Source organism: Streptomyces sp. NPDC023573, assembly GCF_055559735.1.
This window is the reverse complement of sequence record NZ_JBVHKB010000009.1, coordinates 270,800-288,137: the sequence shown is the minus strand read 5'-3', so window position 1 is coordinate 288,137 and position 17,338 is coordinate 270,800. Positions and strand designations below refer to the sequence as shown.

The 17,338-nt window shown below is 70.4% G+C and carries 14 protein-coding genes and 1 riboswitch; of the genes, 3 read left to right on the top strand and 11 right to left on the bottom strand.

Annotated features, from left to right (window positions below):
- Positions 1-187: 187 nt before the first annotated feature.
- The 3 genes from ACZ32T_RS27790 to ACZ32T_RS27780 all read left to right on the top strand — a co-directional run bounded on the left by ACZ32T_RS27790 (position 188) and on the right by ACZ32T_RS27780 (position 4,737).
- Positions 188-1,207, top strand: coding sequence for a LacI family DNA-binding transcriptional regulator (locus ACZ32T_RS27790; protein WP_467273338.1), 1,020 nt, complete (start codon positions 188-190; stop codon positions 1,205-1,207).
- Between the two features lie 169 nt (positions 1,208-1,376).
- Positions 1,377-2,144 carry an ABC transporter ATP-binding protein gene (locus ACZ32T_RS27785; protein WP_467273337.1) on the top strand — a complete coding sequence of 256 codons (768 nt, stop codon included), beginning with the start codon at positions 1,377-1,379 and terminating at the stop codon, positions 2,142-2,144.
- A 61-nt stretch (positions 2,145-2,205) separates the two neighbouring features.
- Entirely contained in the window at positions 2,206-4,737 is a 2,532-nt protein-coding gene (locus ACZ32T_RS27780) for an ABC transporter permease (RefSeq protein ID WP_467273336.1), read from the top strand.
- A 59-nt stretch (positions 4,738-4,796) separates the two neighbouring features.
- Here the strand turns inward: ACZ32T_RS27780 and ACZ32T_RS27775 are convergent, their stop codons facing one another.
- From ACZ32T_RS27775 to ACZ32T_RS27725, 11 genes are all read right to left on the bottom strand, one after another.
- Complete coding sequence (locus ACZ32T_RS27775; protein WP_467273335.1) at positions 4,797-6,101, bottom strand: class I SAM-dependent methyltransferase; 1,305 nt, start codon at positions 6,099-6,101, stop codon at positions 4,797-4,799.
- Positions 6,102-6,397: 296 nt separating this feature from the next.
- A complete protein-coding gene (locus tag ACZ32T_RS27770; RefSeq protein WP_356709603.1) occupies positions 6,398-7,801 on the bottom strand; it encodes an NAD(P)/FAD-dependent oxidoreductase in 1,404 nt (467 codons plus the stop codon).
- A 448-nt stretch (positions 7,802-8,249) separates the two neighbouring features.
- Entirely contained in the window at positions 8,250-9,191 is a 942-nt protein-coding gene (locus tag ACZ32T_RS27765; RefSeq protein WP_467369613.1) for a Ppx/GppA phosphatase family protein, read from the bottom strand.
- Positions 9,192-9,240: 49 nt separating this feature from the next.
- Positions 9,241-9,786: a DUF501 domain-containing protein gene (locus tag ACZ32T_RS27760; protein WP_467369686.1), complete on the bottom strand. Its 546-nt coding sequence runs from the start codon at positions 9,784-9,786 to the stop codon at positions 9,241-9,243.
- Positions 9,787-9,850: 64 nt separating this feature from the next.
- Positions 9,851-10,321 carry an FtsB family cell division protein gene (locus ACZ32T_RS27755; RefSeq protein ID WP_356709607.1) on the bottom strand — a complete coding sequence of 157 codons (471 nt, stop codon included), beginning with the start codon at positions 10,319-10,321 and terminating at the stop codon, positions 9,851-9,853.
- Between the two features lie 94 nt (positions 10,322-10,415).
- Complete coding sequence (eno, locus tag ACZ32T_RS27750; protein ID WP_014155837.1) at positions 10,416-11,702, bottom strand: phosphopyruvate hydratase; 1,287 nt, start codon at positions 11,700-11,702, stop codon at positions 10,416-10,418.
- 363 nt (positions 11,703-12,065) lie between these two features.
- Positions 12,066-12,764, bottom strand: a complete 699-nt coding sequence (locus tag ACZ32T_RS27745; RefSeq protein WP_467369610.1) for a transglycosylase family protein — start codon at positions 12,762-12,764, stop codon at positions 12,066-12,068.
- Positions 12,765-12,936: riboswitch (cyclic di-AMP (ydaO/yuaA leader) on the bottom strand.
- A gap of 290 nt (positions 12,937-13,226) precedes the next feature.
- Positions 13,227-14,207, bottom strand: coding sequence for a transglycosylase family protein (locus tag ACZ32T_RS27740; RefSeq protein WP_467369608.1), 981 nt, complete (start codon positions 14,205-14,207; stop codon positions 13,227-13,229).
- A gap of 105 nt (positions 14,208-14,312) precedes the next feature.
- Positions 14,313-15,608, bottom strand: coding sequence for a cytochrome P450 family protein (locus ACZ32T_RS27735; RefSeq protein WP_467369606.1), 1,296 nt, complete (start codon positions 15,606-15,608; stop codon positions 14,313-14,315).
- The gene (locus ACZ32T_RS27730) at positions 15,605-16,600 is read right to left on the bottom strand and encodes a nucleoside triphosphate pyrophosphohydrolase (protein ID WP_467268416.1); all 996 of its coding nucleotides are present in this window, start codon (positions 16,598-16,600) and stop codon (positions 15,605-15,607) included. Before ACZ32T_RS27730 ends, ACZ32T_RS27735 begins: the two co-directional genes overlap by 4 nt.
- A 23-nt stretch (positions 16,601-16,623) precedes the next feature.
- The gene (locus ACZ32T_RS27725; RefSeq protein ID WP_467268418.1) at positions 16,624-17,280 is read right to left on the bottom strand and encodes a SurA N-terminal domain-containing protein; all 657 of its coding nucleotides are present in this window, start codon (positions 17,278-17,280) and stop codon (positions 16,624-16,626) included.
- Positions 17,281-17,338: the final 58 nt, after the last annotated feature.

The window sequence follows — 17,338 nt, the reverse complement described above, 5'->3', positions numbered from 1 at the left end:
CCGGGTAAGTGCCGTGAAGGTATGGGGGCGCCGGACCGGTGTCAAGAGTGCGGGAGCGCTCCCATATGAGCATTCCCATGGCGCTCCCTGAGTGGTCTGGACCGCTCCGGGGAAGACCCAGGTCAGGGGTGTGCGGCCGGCCGGTCTAAGATGCGCACCTGAGAGCGAACCGGTTAAGCGAGGTCGCATGTCCAAACTCCGCCCCACGATCGCCGACATCGCACGCCGCGCCGGGGTGTCGAAGGTCGCGGTGTCGTACGCCCTGAACGACCGCCCCGGGGTCTCCCCCGCGACCCGCGCGTCCATCAAGGCCATCGCACAGGAGATCGGCTGGCGCCCCAACAGCGCGGCCCGCGCGCTCACCCGTGCCCGCGCCGACACCGTGGGGCTCGCGCTGTCCCGCCCCGCCAGGATGCTCGGGGTCGAGCCGTTCTTCATGGAGCTGATCAGCGGCATCGAGACGGAGCTGTCAGCGCGTGGCCGCGCCCTGCTCCTCCAGGTCGTCGCCGACCCGGCTCAGGAGCTGGAGGTGTACCGCCGCTGGTGGGGCGAGGGCCGGGTGGACGGGGTGTTCCTCGCCGATGTGCGCTCCCCCGACCCTCGCATCGAGGGCGTCGCCGAGCTGGGCATGCCCGCCGTCGTGATCGGCCACCCCTCGGCGGCCGGCTCCCTCACCCCGGTGTGGTCGGACGACTCGGCGGCTCTGCGGGAGACCCTGGCCTATCTCACCGCGCTCGGCCACCGCTCCGTCGCCCGGGTCGCCGGGCTGCCCGAGCTGATCCACACCCAGCTGCGCGACCGCGCCCAGCGCGAGATCAGCGCCGAACTCGGTCTGGGTGAGCCGGTGGTGGTGCACACCGACTACTCCGGCGACGAGAGCGCACGCGCCACCCGCAGACTCATCAGCTCGTCCGCGCGGCCGACCGCCGTCATCTACGACAACGACATCATGGCCGTAGCCGGGCTGTCGGTCGCGCAGGAGATGGGGCTGGGCGTCCCCGCCGACCTCTCGCTCGTGGCCTGGGACGACTCCCAGCTCTCCCGCGTCGTGCGTCCCCCGCTGACCGCGCTGAGCAGGGACATTCCCGCGTACGGAACGCACGCGGCCCGCACCCTGCTGGCGGTGGTGGCCGACGGCTCCGCTCCCGGTTTCGAGGACGCGGCGGCCCGCCTGGTGCCCCGCGGGTCGACCGCCCCGCCCCGCTGAGCGGCCCGGGACTCGGGGTTGCTCTCCTACCTCAGGACTACGCCACCGCCCGGCGGGTGCGACTCAAGAGGGCCCCGGGAACGGGCACGGGGGCTGACGACCCGGCGCGCGACGGCGGCGAGAATGGAGGAGTCCCCGCGAAGCTGTCGTACGAACCAGGAGTACCCCTGTGACCACCACCACCGTTCACCGCACCACCGCGGTCGCCGCCCGCGCCACGGAGCTGTCGAAGGTCTACGGCGCGGGTGAGACCCAGGTGATCGCCCTCGACCGGGTGACCGTGGACTTCCCGCAGGGTGAGTTCACCGCGATCATGGGCCCGTCGGGGTCCGGGAAGTCCACGCTCATGCACTGCGTGGCCGGTCTCGACAGCTTCAGCAGCGGCTCCGTGCGCATCGGCGAGACCGAGCTCGGGACGCTGAAGGACAAGCAGCTCACGCAGCTGCGCCGGGACAAGATCGGCTTCATCTTCCAGGCCTTCAACCTGCTGCCCACGCTGACGGCCCTGGAGAACATCACCCTGCCGATGGACATCGCCGGCCGGAAGCCCGACGCCGCCTGGCTCCAGAAGGTCATCGACATGGTCGGCCTCTCCGAGCGGCTGAAGCACCGCCCCACGGAGCTCTCCGGCGGCCAGCAGCAGCGCGTCGCGGTCGCCCGCGCCCTGGCCTCGCAGCCGGAGATCATCTTCGGTGACGAGCCGACCGGAAACCTCGACTCCCGCTCCGGTGCCGAGGTCCTCGGCTTCCTGCGCAACTCGGTGCGCGAGCTCGGCCAGACCGTGGTGATGGTGACCCACGACCCGGTGGCCGCCTCCTACGCGGACCGCGTGGTGTTCCTCGCGGACGGCGCGGTCGTCGACCAGATGCTGAACCCCACCGCCGACGGGGTCCTCGACCGGATGAAGGCGTTCGACGCGAAGGGCCGCACCAGCTGACGTCCCAGAGGCTGTCGCACCACCCTTCCGCACTCCGAACTCCCCCCCAGGAATTGACGACATGTTCCGTACCGCTGTGCGCAATGTCCTTGCGCACAAGGCCAGGCTGCTGATGACCGTGCTCGCCGTGATGCTCGGCGTCGCCTTCGTCTCCGGCACCCTGGTCTTCACCGACACCCTCGGCAACGCCTTCCGCAACCAGTCGGCCAAGAACTACGACAAGGTGGCCGTCGCCGTCACCACCTGGGCCGAGCGCGGCGACGAGGAGACCCCCGCCGTCGACGAGGCCACACTCGACAAGATCCGGAAGCTGGACGGCGTGGCCGAGGCCACCGGGCGGGTCTCCGGATTCGCCGGTGTCGCCGACACCGACGGCAAGCTCATCGGCAACGGCTGGTCGAACACCGGCTCCAACTTCTCCCCCGGTACCGACGGCAAGGACGCCCAGTACGCGTTCACCGAGGGCGCGGGCCCGGTCGAGGCCGGGCAGATCGCCCTCGACAAGACCTCCGCGGACAAGGGCGACTACCGCGTCGGAGAGAAGGTACGGGTCGCCACGAACGGGCCGGTGAAGGAGTACGCCCTCTCCGGGATCTTCACCACGGAGGACGGCGCCGTGAACGCGGGCGGCAGCCTGGTCCTCTTCGACACGGAGATCGCCCAGCAGCTCTACCTGCGGCCCGGCGAGTTCAAGGACGTCACCGTGACCGCCGCGGCCGGCGCGTCCGACCAGCAGCTGCTGGACGCCGTCAAGCCCCTCCTCCCCGAGGACGCCGAGGCCAAGACGGGAGCGGCCCTCGCGGACGAGGAGGCCGAGATGACCGAGTCCGGCCTCAAGAGCCTCAACTCGATGCTGCTGGCCTTCGCGGGCATCGCACTCTTCGTCGGTGTGTTCCTGATCGCCAACACGTTCACCATGCTCATCGCCCAGCGCACCAAGGAACTCGCCCTGATGCGCGCCGTCGGCGCCTCCCGCCGGCAGGTCAAGCGGGCCATCCTGCTGGAGGCGGGCGTGGTCGGCGTGATCGCCTCGGTGATCGGCTTCGTCCTGGGCGTCGGGCTCGCGACGGCGCTGCGCTCCGCGATGGGCATGTTCGGCGGGAAGATCCCGGCCGGTCCCCTGGTCGTCTCCCCCACCGCGGTCGTCTCCGCCTTCGCCGTGGGCGTGCTGATCACCGTGTTCGCCGCCTGGCTGCCCGCCCGTCGCGCCGCCAAGATCCCGCCGGTGGCCGCGATGAGCAGCGTGCACGCGGTGGCCACCACCAAGTCGCTGGTCGTGCGCAACTCGTTCGGCGCGGTGATCACCCTCGTCGGATCCGCGCTGATCATCGCCGGTGCCGCCCAGGGCGACGAGAACGGCCGGTGGCTCATCGGAGGCGGGGCCTTCCTCGCCCTCATCGGTGTCATCGTGCTCATCCCGCTGCTCTCGCGGCCTGTGATCGCCCTGGCGCGTCCGCTGTTGCGGGGCCTCTTCGGGGTGTCCGGCAAGCTGGCCGCGCAGAACGCGGTCCGCAATCCGCGGCGCACCGGGGCCACCGCTTCCGCCCTCGCGATCGGACTCACCCTGGTCACCGGCATCTCCGTGCTCGGTGTCACGCTCGGCCAGGCCATCGACAAGATGACGACGGACAACATCCGGGCCGACTACATGGTCTCCATGGCCAGTGGCGACCCGCTCGACGAGTCGGCCCTCACCGCCCTGCGCAAGGCCGACGGCGTCGCGGCGGCCACGCCGCAGCGGTCCGTCTGGCTGGACATCAGTGACGAGCAGGGTGTCTCGGCCTCCGGAGTCACGCCGGGCGACGTCGAGAAGGTCTTCAACCTGAAGACGGTCTCCGGCTCGCTGTCGTCGCTGAAGGACGGCGAGATCGCCGTCGACCGCAAGACCGCGAAGTCGAACGGCTGGAAGACCGGCGACAGCGTCCCCGTGACGTTCCAGGACAAGAAGAAGGAGACCCTGAAGGTCGGCGCGCTCTACGAGGGCAACGAGTTCCTCTCCCCCGTCCTGATCCCCGATGACGTGGTCGACCCGCACGAGACCCTCGCCGACATCCGCGAGGTCTGGCTGACCATGGACGGCGGCCAGAGCGAGGCCAACGAGAAGGCCGTGATCGACGCGCTCGGCGACAACCCCGCGATGAGCGTCGTGGACCGCCAGGGCATCCGGGACATGTTCGGCGGCTTCATCAACACCGCGCTGAACATCATGTACGCGCTGCTGGCCATGGCCCTGATCATCGCCGTACTCGGAGTCGTCAACACGCTGGCCATGTCGGTCTTCGAACGCCAGCAGGAGATCGGCATGCTCCGGGCGATCGGTCTCGACCGCCGCAGGGTCAAGCGCATGATCCGGCTGGAGGCCGTGGTCATCTCGCTCTTCGGAGCGGTGGTCGGAGTGGGCCTCGGTACGTTCCTCGGCTGGGCGATCGGCAAGAGCCTGTCCGCCTCGATCCCGGGCTACGCCCTGGTCATCCCGTGGGACCGGCTCGCGGTCTTCCTGGTGCTGGCAGGGCTCGTGGGTGTGCTGGCCTCGCTGTGGCCGGCCCGTAGCGGCGCGAAGCTGAACATGCTGACCGCGATCAAGACGGAGTAGGCGTACGTGGAAGGGCCGGTACCCGCAGCTGGGGGTACCGGCCCTTCCGCGTTCCCGGGTCAGGCGTTCGCCGACGCCGTCCAGTCCCGGGCACGCAGCGGCATGGCCGAACCGCCGCCGTCCCGCGGCCGGACCGCGAGGATCTGGTTGACGCCGATCTTGTTGTGCTCGAAGGAGAGAGCCGAGGCGGCCATGTAGAGCCGCCACACCCTGGCCCGTCCGGGCGAGGTCGCCTGCACGGCCTCCTTCCAGTGCTTCTCCAGGTTGGCCACCCACTGACGCAGGGTCATCGCGTAGTGCTCCCGGATCGCCTCGACGTCCCGGGCCTCGAAGCCGGCCTCCTCCAGGGTGGCGACGGTGCGGCCCACCGGGGCGAGCTCCCCGTCGGGGAAGACGTAGGAGTCGATGAACTCGTCGATGCGGTAGGCCGACTCGTCCTTCTCGGGGCGGCGGGCGATCTGGTGGTTGAGCAGCCGGCCGCCGGGCCTGAGGAGTGCGTAGAGGTCGTCGGCGTACTCACGGAAGCGGACCGAGCCCACATGCTCGGCCATGCCGATCGAGGAGATGGCGTCGTAGGGGCCGTCCCTGACGTCCCGGTAGTCCTGGACCCGGATCTCGATCCGGTCGGTCAGGCCCTCCTCGGCGATGCGCTTGCGGGCGAAGGCGGCCTGTTCGGTGGAGAGCGTCACTCCGGTGACGCGGGCCCCGTACTCACGGGCGGCGTGGATGGCCATGGAGCCCCAGCCGCAGCCGACGTCGAGAAGACGGTCGTCCTCCTTGAGCGCCAGCTTGCGGCAGACGAGGTCGAGCTTGTCGCGCTGGGCGTCCTCCAGGGTGGAGCCCTCCTGCCAGTAGGCGCAGGAGTAGACCATGGAGGGGCCGAGGACCATCGCGTAGAAGTCGTTGCCCACGTCGTAGTGGTGGCTGATGGCTTCCTTGTCCCGGCGCTTGGTATGCAGCGGCCCGGTGCGGCGGCGGACCTCCTCGACGGGCGGGGGCGGCGGCGGCCAGGGGCCCGCCAGCTGGACGAGGCCGAGTGCGAAGGCCCGGACCCTGGGGTCGCGGACCGGGTGGACGGAGTCCTTCGCGTCGGCGCCCCTTTCCCAGAGCAGCGAGGCCAGGGCGTCCAGGGTCGCGTAGAGGTCGCCGTCGACGTCGATCTCGCCGGCCACCCAGGCGCGGGCGAGTCCCAACTCGCCCGGCTTCCAGAGCAGTCGGCGCAGGGCGCGGCGGTGACGCAGGACCAGGGCGGGGGCACCCGGCGGCCCGGCTTCGCTGCCGTCCCAGGCCCGGATCCGGACAGGCAGGGGCTCTCCCAGCAACTCTTCGGCAAGAGCGGTCAGCCGCGATGCGGCGTCGGCCATGGTGCACACCTCCGTGGTGGTGTTTCCGAACGTGCCTAAATTCGCATATACGCACCCGAACCTGGCCGCGACACCTCGGGGCCGCGGCGAGGTACACCAGCGTCAACGTCATCCCTCGGCCGCGCCATCCCATTGCCGGGCAATGGAACGGCAAAATAGCTGCACTCACCATCTAGTTTGCGGAGGGCCGGAGGACACCGGAGGGGCCGCCCGCACCACGGACAGCCGGCCCGGGAACGCCGGAGGGGCCGCCCGCACCACGGATGGCGGACGACCCCTTCGGTTCCGTACAGGCGCTAGGAGGCCTTGGCCTTTTCGCCGGTCGTGCTCTTGTCGCCGTCGGCCTTGGCCGCGACGGGAGCCGGGCTCGGCTTGGCGGCCTCGTAGAACTCCTCGCGCGGAGTCTCCATGGCGCCGAGCGAGACGACCTCGCGCTTCAGGAACATCGCAAGCGTCCAGTCCGCGAAGATCCGGATCTTACGGTTCCAGGTCGGCATGGCCATGCCGTGGTAACCGCGGTGCATGTACCAGGCGAGACGGCCCTTGACCTTGATCTTCACCTTGCCCATGACGATCATCGCGACGCCCTTGTGCAGGCCGAGACCGGCGACCGCACCCTTGTTGGCGTGGCTGTACTCCTTCTGCGGGAAGCCCCGCATGCCGGAGATGACGTTGTCGCCGAGGACCTTCGCCTGGCGCAGCGCGTGCTGGGCGTTCGGCGGGCACCAGGCGTTCGGGTTGCCGGCGCGGCGGCCGACCATGTCCGGCACCTGGGCGTTGTCGCCCGCGGCCCAGATGTAGTCGGTGCCCTGCACCTGGAGCTTCTCGGAGGTGTCCACGTGACCACGCGGGCCGAGCGGCAGACCGAAGCGGGCCAGCGCCGGGTTCGGCTTCACGCCGGCCGTCCACACGATCGTGCTGGAGTCGACCTCGAGGCCGTTCTTCAGCACCACGTGACCGTCGACGCAGGAGTCCATGGAGGTCGAGAGGTAGACCTCGACGCCACGGCTCTCCAGGTGCTCCTTGCCGTAGGCGCCCAGCTTCGGGCCGACCTCGGGAAGGATCTTGTCGGCGGCGTCGACCAGGATGAAGCGCATGTCCTCGCGCTTCACGCTCGTGTAGTACTTCGCCGCGTCGCGCGCCATGTCCTCGACCTCGCCGATGGTCTCCGCACCGGCGAAGCCGCCGCCCACGAAGACGAACGTCAGCGCCTTGCGGCGGACGTCCTCATCGGTCGTCGAGTCGGCCTTGTCCAGCTGCTCGAGGACGTGGTTGCGCAGACCGATGGACTCCTCGATGCCCTTCATGCCGATGCCCTGCTCGGCGAGGCCGGGGATCGGGAAGGTGCGGGAGACCGCGCCCATCGCGATGACCAGGTAGTCGAAGGGCAGCTCGTAGGCCTCGCCGACGAGCGGCGCGACCGTGGCGACCTTGCGGTCCTGATCGATGGTCGTGACACGGCCGGTGAGAACCTCTGCCTTCGGCAGCACGCGTCGCAGCGGGACGACGACATGCCGAGGCGAGATGCTGCCGGCAGCAGCTTCGGGGAGGAAGGGCTGGTACGTCATGTACGAGCGCGGGTCGACGACCGTGACGGTCGCCTCTCCATACCGCATCTTCTTCAGAATGCGACGAGCTGCGTACAGGCCTACGTACCCACCGCCTACAACGAGGATCCTGGGACGCTCCGTGGTGCTCATGCCATCGAGTATCCACCCCTCTCGGGGGGCATGCTCGTGAGCCCCTTCACAAGGTATGCGCCACCCTCTGCTACACTTCGCCGCCCACGTGACCCAGGTCATGGTGCGGATGGGGAACCACGACGTTCCGGCGAACGTTGTTCACCACCTGTGAGCTGGCCCTTGAGCCCTCCGGCACGGTGAACCACCCCCCGGGGACACCCCGTCGCCACACCCCCGAAACGCTGCCGCAGCACACCCGTACGGGCCTCCGGGCGGCCCGTGCCGCCCTCCGGGAGCAGAACTTCGCCCGGTAGGGCCGAATTCCTTGTGAAGAAGTTCACGAAGTTTGTCGGGGCGCCTCGCGAAAGCCCCCTCCGAACGGGACCGGAGAGGGCTGCGCGAGCTCAAAGGTGCAGGCCGGAAAGCGTTTGAGCATCGCCTCACCGCGCCGGCGTCCCGACTGTGATCAGGCCGCCGACCAGGCGATCCCGTCGAGGATGTCGTGCTCGCTGACGACGACCTCCCGCGCGCCGGCCCGCTCCATCACCGCGAGCAGGACGAGCGCCCCCGAGGCGATCACATCGACCCGGCCCGGGTGTATCGCGGGGATCGCCGCACGCTCCTCGTGCGTCGAGGCGAGCAGCCGCGCGGTGATCTCCCGGACCTGCGCGAGCGAGAGCCGGGAATGGTGGATCGCCTCCGAGTCGTACTCCTCGAGCCCGAGCGCCATGGCTGCGACGGTGGTGACCGTCCCCGCGAGGCCGACCAGCGTCGCGGCCGAGGAGACCGGCACGGTCTCCTCCGCCAGGTCCAGGGCGGCGCCGACGTCCGCGCGGATCGCGGCGATCGCCTCGGGCGTGGGCGGGTCCACCACCGCCCCGTCCAGCACCAGGTGACGCTCGGTCATGCGTACGCAGCCGATGTCCACGGACCGGGCCGCGCGGACACGGTCGTCCCCGACCACGAACTCGGTGGAGCCACCGCCGATGTCCACGACGAGATAGGGCTTCTCCAGGTGGTCGCCGCCCACCAGCTCCTTGGTGGCGCCGTCGAAGGAGAGCTGCGCCTCCTCGTCCCCCGTGACGACCTCCGGCTCGACCCCCAGGACGTCCCGGACGCCGCGGACGAACGTGTCACTGTTCTCCGCGTCGCGGGAGGCCGACGTGGCGACGAACCGGATCCGCTCGGCACCGAGCTCCTTGACCACGGCCGCGTACTCGCGGCAGGCGTCGAAGGTGCGCTCCAGCGCCTCGGGAGCCAGCCGGCCGGTCCGGTCGACGCCCTGGCCGAGCCGGACGATCCTCATCCGGCGGTCGAGCTCGGTGAACTCTCCGGTGGCGGGGTCCACGTCGGCGACGAGCAGCCGGATGGAGTTGGTACCGCAGTCGATGGCGGCAACGCGGGTCATGGGGCTCCTGTGGTCGTACGTGTACCGCGGAGGATCAGGAAGCGGCGCATCAGGAAACGTCGGGTCCGGCGTCTTCGGAGCCGCACGGCGTGACGCACGGCCCCTTCGCCCACCACTCCGGCAGCATCGCGATCGCCTCGTCGCCCAAGGGGTTGACCCCGGGGCCCGCCGCCAGCGAGTGGCCGACCAGGACGTGCAGGCACTTCACCCGGTCCGGCATGCCGCCCGCGCTCGGGAAGCCCTCCAGGACCTCGATGGCGTCACGGCGCGCGATGTAGTCCTCGTGCGCGGCCCGGTAGGCGGCGGCCAGCTCCGGATCCGTCGTCAGCCGCTCGGTCATCTCCTTCATGACCCCGTTGGCCTCCAGCGTGCCGATCGCCGACGCGGCACGCGGACAGGTCAGGTAATACGTCGTCGGGAACGGCGTGCCGTCCTCCAGACGGGGCTGCGTCTCGACCACGTCCGGGTTGCCGCAGGGGCAGCGGTGCGCGATGGCGCGCAGCCCGCGCGGCGGCCGGCCGAGCTGGAGCTCGAACGCGGCGATGTCCACATCGGTGGGCGTGGTGGATTCGGTCTGCGGAGGGGGCGTGTCCATGCCTGCCTTGAATGTCATCGGTCGGACTGTATGAATCGGTACGTACACGGGGAGAGGCCGGCGCTCATTCGCGGTCCGCGCTGTCGACGCCGTCCCAGAGGTTCGAGTGCCAGGGCCGCCCCGTCGCCCCCGGCTCCCCCCGGCGCACCTCGGCCGCGTCCGGGTCGACCACCGTATAACCGGTCTCGCCGGGCAGCACGTAGTGCAGGTGCTGGCGTGCGAGACGGCGGATGTACGCGTCGTCCTTGAGCCGCGCCTTCTCGTCACGCAGCTCCTCGGTCCGCTCGCGCGCCTCCCGCGAGAGCCTCTCCTGATCGGCGATCTGGTCGCGCTGGGAGATGTACTGCCGCATGGGATACGCGAGGGCGACCACCAGGGAGCAGACGATCAGCGCCAGGAACGCGGCCCGCCCGGTGAGCCTGGAGCGGCGGGCCTGGCGGCGGTTCTGGGACCGGTAGACGCGGGCCGCCGTCTGCTCACCGAGCAGCCGCAGCCTGGTCGCGGTGGAGAACCGGTCGCGGTCCTTCCCGGCCATGTCTCACGCCTCCCCGTTACGCACGTCCGTCCCCGCACACGGTACGGGACCGGATGCGGGGACGGACGGAGGCTGGTGCCCCGGACTCGGGCTGTCAGCCCTCGAAGCGGAACCGCGGGAACGCCGAACGACCGGCGTACACCGCGGCGTCGTCGAGGATCTCCTCGATGCGCAGCAGCTGGTTGTACTTGGCGACGCGGTCCGAGCGGGCCGGGGCACCGGTCTTGATCTGGCCGCAGTTCACGGCGACGGCGAGGTCGGCGATGGTGACGTCCTCGGTCTCACCGGAGCGGTGGGACATCATGCACTTGAAGCCGTTGCGCTGGGCCAGCTCGACGGCGTCCAGGGTCTCGGTCAGCGAACCGATCTGGTTGACCTTGACGAGCAGGGCGTTGGCCGAGCCCTCCTCGATGCCGCGGGCGAGGCGCTCGGGGTTCGTGACGAACAGGTCGTCACCGACGATCTGCACCTTGGAGCCGAGCTTGTCGGTGATGACCTTCCAGCCCGCCCAGTCGTCCTCGTACAGCGGGTCCTCGATGGAGACCAGCGGGTACGCGGAGACGAGCTCCTCGTAGTACTCGGTCATCTCGGCGGCCGAGCGGGACTTGCCCTCGAACTCGTACACGCCGTCCTTGTAGAACTCCGACGCGGCGACGTCGAGCGCGAGCGCGATGTCGCGTCCCGGGACGTAACCGGCCTCCTTGACGGCCTCCAGGATGAGGTCGAGGGCGGCGCGGTTGGACTCGAGGTTGGGGGCGAAGCCGCCCTCGTCACCGAGACCGGTGGACAGGCCCTTGGTCTTCAGGACCTTCTTCAGCGTGTGGTAGATCTCCGCGCCCCAGCGCAGGGCCTCGGAGAAGGACTCGGCGCCGATCGGCGCGATCATGAACTCCTGGATGTCCACGTTGGAGTCGGCGTGCGAGCCGCCGTTCAGGATGTTCATCATCGGAACGGGCAGCAGGTGCGCGTTCGGGCCGCCGAGGTAGCGGAACAGCGGGAGGTCGGAGGCCTCGGACGCGGCGTGCGCCACGGCCAGCGAGACACCGAGGATGGCGTTGGCGCCGAGGGAGCCCTTGTTCTCGGTCGCGTCCAGGTCGAACATCGCCTGGTCGATGAGGCGCTGCTCGGTGGCGTCGTAACCGACGAGCTCCGGGCCGATCTGCTCGATCACGGCGAGGACGGCCTTCTCGACGCCCTTGCCCTGGTAGCGGTTGGGGTCACCGTCGCGAAGCTCGATGGCCTCGAACGCACCGGTGGAGGCGCCGGACGGAACAGCAGCACGTCCCGTGCTGCCGTCGTCGAGGCCAACCTCGACCTCGACCGTGGGGTTGCCCCGGGAGTCGAGGATTTCCCTGGCTACGACGACGTCGATGGACGGCACGAGGCATCTCCTTCTGGGATCTGACACTGGTTGTGCAGGGTCACTGTGGCCTTGCGCCACGAGCCTAACCGGCTCGGCGCGCTCCGTCGGCCGTCCGCCCGTCCCCTGGGACGAAAAAGGACCCAAGGGCCTGCATTCCGGGCAAAGCTCCAGAATTCTACTGACGAGTAACCACAACAGTTGAACACTCACCCTTACGGCGAGCCCGCGCCGGCGCCCCGTCAGGGGTCCGGACACAGCCCCGGCCCGGCGCGCGGGGGGTCTGCGCGCCGGGCCGGACTCCGGGGCAGGAGGAAGACCCCGGTTCATCACGACCACCTCGAGTGCCCAACCGCTTCAGGGGGCCGGCCACTCGGACGCCGGCTACTTCAGGTGGAGCTGCTGACCCGGGAAGATCAGGTCGGCCTGGTCGACGATGTCGTCGTTCAGCTCGAACAGCTTCTGCCAGCCGCCCTTGACCTTCTCGGCGTCGGCGATCTTGCTGAGGGTGTCGCCGGACTTCACCTTGTACTCGCCGTCACCCTTCTCGACCTTCTCGCCGGTCGGGGTGGTGACGGTCTTGGCCGGGGCCTCACGCTTCTCGCTGCGCGTGGTGGGCTGCTCGGCCTTGCGCTCCGGCGCGGCCTGCGGGGCCGTGTCGCCGTTCTTCTCGGAGCCGGAGCCGGTGTCGACGCCCGGGTCCACTCCGTCGTTCGTCAGGCCGCCGGCGCCGGCACAGGCCCAGGCACCCGGGCCCTGGAGGTCGAGGAGCTTCTCGGCCGCGGCTATCTGCTGGCCCTTGGTGGCCAGGTCGGCGCGGGAGGCGTACTGGGTGCCGCCGGCGGCGGCCCAGCTGGACTGCGAGAACTGCAGGCCGCCGTAGTAGCCGTTGCCGGTGTTGATGGACCAGTTGCCACCCGACTCGCACTGGGCGACGGCGTCCCAGGTGTCGACGGAGGCGGCGGAGGCGCCGGTCGCGCCCATCAGCGGTACGGCGACGGCGGCACCGGCGACACCGGCCAGGGTCGCGACACGGACGGCCTTGGACGGGCGACGGTGCTTGCCCTTGCTGGAAAGCAGCATGGTTCTCCTCACCGACGCCTACGAGGTGAGCTGTCGGGTTCGGGCCTGTGAGTTGCCCGGCCGTCCTCACTCCCGGACGACTTCACCCCTAGCCGGGCCTCCGCCCGTCTTCCGACGGCCGGGTCCGGCGCTTACCTGGGTCCCCCGCTCCTGCCTACGGCGCTTTACGCGTCGGTCCCCTTCGGCCGACGGCAGGATTCGGCGTGACGGTCGAAGGTGCCCGCGGTGCGAGCGGCTCCGACCGTAAACACACGCAACCCCCACATTCAAAGATGGACATAACGGCTAATCAGCCCGTAACGGCTCGATGGTGAGGGCCGTTTTCGCAGGTCGGAGCCAATATGGACGGAGTGGACGGACCGGGCGCGCCAGTTGAAGCAAAGAGACCCATGTCTCACTTACGCATAAGTGGACATAGGCCTCTGAACTACCCCCGCTTTCGGGGTGTTTTCACGCTTTTGATCAGTTGGCGGCGGCGGTCTCCGCCTCGCCGCCCCGGGCTTCCTGCCCGAGGTCGAGGGTCTGGCCGGGGAGGATCAGATCCGGGTCGGAGCCCAGCTCGTCCTTGTTGGCCGCGTAGAGCGACGTCCAACCGCCGGGGAGCTCCTGCGCGTCGGCGATCGCCCAGAGGCTGTCGCCCTCGCGCACGGTGTACGGCCCCTCCGCGCCCTGACGCGCGTCGGATTCACCGCGCGAGGCGTGGCGGCCGGACTCGCGCCCGTCGCCCTCGCGCGGCTCGGTGCTCGCCTCGGGGGCCGGCGTGCCGCGGTGCTTGCCACCCTTCGCCCCGTCGTCCTCCGTGGCGCCGGACGCTTCGGATGCCTCGGGGGACGGACTGGCGGGCGGCGTCGCGTCGCCCTTGTCACCCTTGCCCGCCGCGCCGTCGGACGTGTCGCGGGCCGCCTCGCCCTTCGCCTCGGAGTCGTCCGGGCCGGCGGCGTCGTCCGAGCCGTCCGCCGGGTCCGTCGCCTCGGAGGAAGGCGTCTCGGCCGGCGTCGCGGAGTCCGTGGGCTCGGCGGAGGGCTCGGCGGACTCCTCACCGCCCGGGTCGACGCCGGGCAGCCCCTCGTCCAGGGAGAGCCCGGAGATCACCGAGCAGCTGGCCCACGCCTGCGGCCCCTTGTCGTCCAGCACCTTCTCCGCGACCGCGATCTGCTGCGAGCGGCTGGCGAGGTCGGCACGCGGCGCGTACGCCGTGCCGCCGTAGGCCGACCAGGTGTCCTCGGAGAGCTGCAGGCCGCCGTAGTGGCCGTTGCCGAGGTCGGCACTCCACATGCCGCCGCTCTCGCACTCGGCGACCCGGTCCCAGGTCGACGCGTCAGCGGCCTGAGCGCCGCCCGCGCTGAGCAGCGGGATGGCAATGGCCGATCCGGTGACGCCTGCGGCGACGACGATGGCGGGTGCCTGGCGAGGGCGACGGTGTCTGCCGGTCGCGGAGCCCATGGGATTGCCTTCCGTGTGACTGACATGTGACGGGTGAGTCGAACGGTGAACCTAGCCCTACTCGAACGTGTGTCACAAGTCGATGCAGCGGAGATCACGTGAAAGTCACAGAGTTGACAGGCTGTCACCTTTTTCGGCCGGACGCCCTGGATCGAACTCGACCGGAAGTGTGCGCAGTCCGCGCATGATCAGCCCGCCGCGCCAGCGCAAATCGGCAGGTTCCGCGGCAAGCCGCAGGTCGGGAAGGCGCCTCAGCAGTGTCGCCAACGCCACCTGCCCCTCCAGCCGGGCCAGCGGCGCCCCCAGGCAGTAGTGGATGCCGTGCCCGTATCCGAGGTGCTGATTGTCACTGCGCGCGAGATCCAGACTGTCCGCATCCTGGAACCGCTCCGGGTCCCGGTCGGCGGCGGCCAGCACGACGAGCACCGGGTCCCCCGCCGCGATCTCCTGCCCTCCCAGCGCCACGGGTTCGGTGGCGTAACGCCATGTCGCGAGCTCCACCGGGCCGTCGTAGCGCAGCAGCTCCTCGATGCCCGTGGCGAGCAGGTCCGTCTCCCCGGCGGCCAGCGAACGCTCCAGGCGCTCGCGCTGGGACGGGTTGCGCAACAGGGCGTACGTGCCGTTGCCGATGAGGTTCACGGTCGTCTCGAAGCCGGCGAACAAGAGGATGAACGCCATCGCCGCGGCCTCGTTCTCGCTGAGGTGCTCGCCGTGGTCGCTCGCCCGGATCAGTCCTGAGATCAGGTCGTCGCCGGGATCCTCCCTCTTGCGGTGGATGAGTTCGGCGAGATAGCCGCGCATCTTCTTGACCGACCTGGCCACCCCGCCGCGCGGACCGCCGCCGTGCCTGATCATCATGCCCGCCCAGTCGCGGAAGTCGTCCTGGTCCTCCCGGGGCACGCCCAGCAGGTCACAGATCGCGTAGATCGGCAGAGGGAACGCGAAGTCATGGATGAGGTCCGCCTGTCCCTCCTCGACGAAGGTGTCGATGAGGCGGTCCGTCAGTTCCTGCACGCGCGGCGCGAACTCCGCGACCCGGCGCGGAGTGAACGCCTTGGACACGAGCCGGCGCAGCCGGGTGTGGTCCGGGGGGTCGATGTTGAGCAGGTGCGTCATCAGCTCCGCCTTGCGCTCCCCGGGGATGCCCGTCTTGCCCTTGGCGTTCGCGGAGCCCGCGTGGTGTGCGGGGTTCTTGGAGAGCCGGGTGTCGGCGAGCGCCTGCCGGGCGTCGGCGTAGCGGGTCACCAGCCAGGCCTCGACACCGCTGGGCAGCTTCGTGCGGTGCACGGGGCTGTGCTCGCGGAGCCAGGCGTAGGCGGGGTACGGGTCGGTGGCGAACTCCCAGGTGAAGAGTTCGGGTGCTGCGTCGGGCGCGGAGGGCGTGTCGGGGCTGTCGTTCACTCCTCGACGCTATCCGGAGCGGCCCCCGGCGTCCCGAGGCCCTCCGCCGCTCGGATCGCGTCCCGGTAGGCGCGGGCGGCGGCCCGCAGGGCGGCCTCCGGGTCGGTGCCCTCCTGTTCGGCGCGCACGGCGAGGGCGAGCAGCCGGTAGCCGATCCCGTCGCCCTCGGGGAGCGCGGCGTCGAGGCCCGCCGCGCGGGCCCTGCTGCCGAGCTTGGCGGCCAGCGCCAGACCGGGCTGGCCGAGCGGCACCCCGTCGGTGACCGACTCGCGCTGCTTCTCGATCGCCTTCGTACGGAGCCAGTGCGCGTGGACGTCCTCCGGGGTCTCGGCGGTCTCGTCGCCGAACACATGCGGATGACGGTGGATCAGCTTCTCGACGATCGTGGCCGCGACGTCGTCGACGCCGAACGGCTCCTCCGGGTCCTCCTGCGCGATCCGGGCGTGGAAGACGACCTGGAGCAGTACGTCGCCGAGCTCCTCGCGCAGCTCCTCGCGGTCGCCGTCCTCGATGGCCTCGACCAGTTCGTACGCCTCCTCGATGGCGTACTTCGCGAGGCCCTCGTGCGTCTTCCGCGAGGTCCACGGGCATTCGCGCCGGATCCGGTCCATGACCTGGACCAGGTCCAGGAGCCGAGCGCCGGGCAGGTCGTACGAACCGGGCAGCAGCTCCAGGTCCGGCATCTGTACCCGGCCCGAACCGCCGAGCCGGGCGAGGCCGTCGGTGAGCGGCTGGTTCCCCTCGCCACCCACCAGCACCACCACGGTCCGGCCGCCCGCGCAGTCGTCCACCAGCTCCTCGGCCGAGGGGGCGGTGTGTTCCACGGCCACGCCCGCCTCCCGCAGATACGGCAGCTGCGGATGGCCGGACTCGGCGCACAGCACGCGGTCCGCCGCGTGCAGCGTCTGCCAGGCGGGCCAGGACAGCAGACCGGGGGCGACCCGGTGGCTGGCGGTGAGCAGGACGATACGTCCGGGATCTTCAGCGTTCACGCCCCGAACCTACCTCCGGCGGGTCAGGCGCCTGCCTCGGGCTCCTGGCCCTGGACCGGTGTGACCTGGTTGATCCACGGGGCCTTGTAGGTGCTGAGCTGGACCTTCTGGTTGTCCCAGCTGCCGTAGCGCGGGTTGACGTCGATCCGCAGCGCCTTCGACGCCTCGGTGAGGCTCTCGCCGACCGCCTGCACCCCGGTGGGGTTCTGCAGGTCGGCTCCCAGCGACTGGGCCAGCTTCTGGAGCTGGACCTCCTGGCGCAGACTCGACTCGATCTGGCCGGGCGCCACCCAGCGCTGCTCCAGCATCAGTGTCCGCACCCCCTCGTCCCCGCCGGACTGCGCGGCCGCGGCGCTGCGGATCTGCTGGATCTCCTTACGGCTGACGCTCACCCCGGCGTCCTTCGCGGCGCGGTCCAGGACCCGCCCGAAGATCAGGCCGGAGAGCTTGACCCGGGTCAGCTGCCCCGACTTCGTCACCAGCTCCTCGGACCGTTCGGAGTCCTGCTGCGCGGTGCGCACGTCGGCCGCCTGCGCCTGGACCGTGGCCACGTCGATCCGGTCGCCGCCGACCACGGCCGCGGCACCGGGATGGGCCTCACTGCCACAGGCGGTCAGGAGCGGCGCCGCGACGAGCGTTGCGGCGGTGAGGGTGAGCGCGGTGCGACGTCGGCGGTGCAAAGGAGCCTCCCGGGGAGAGTTTGTGCATCAGTGCACAAAGCCTTGCGGTGATCGATGT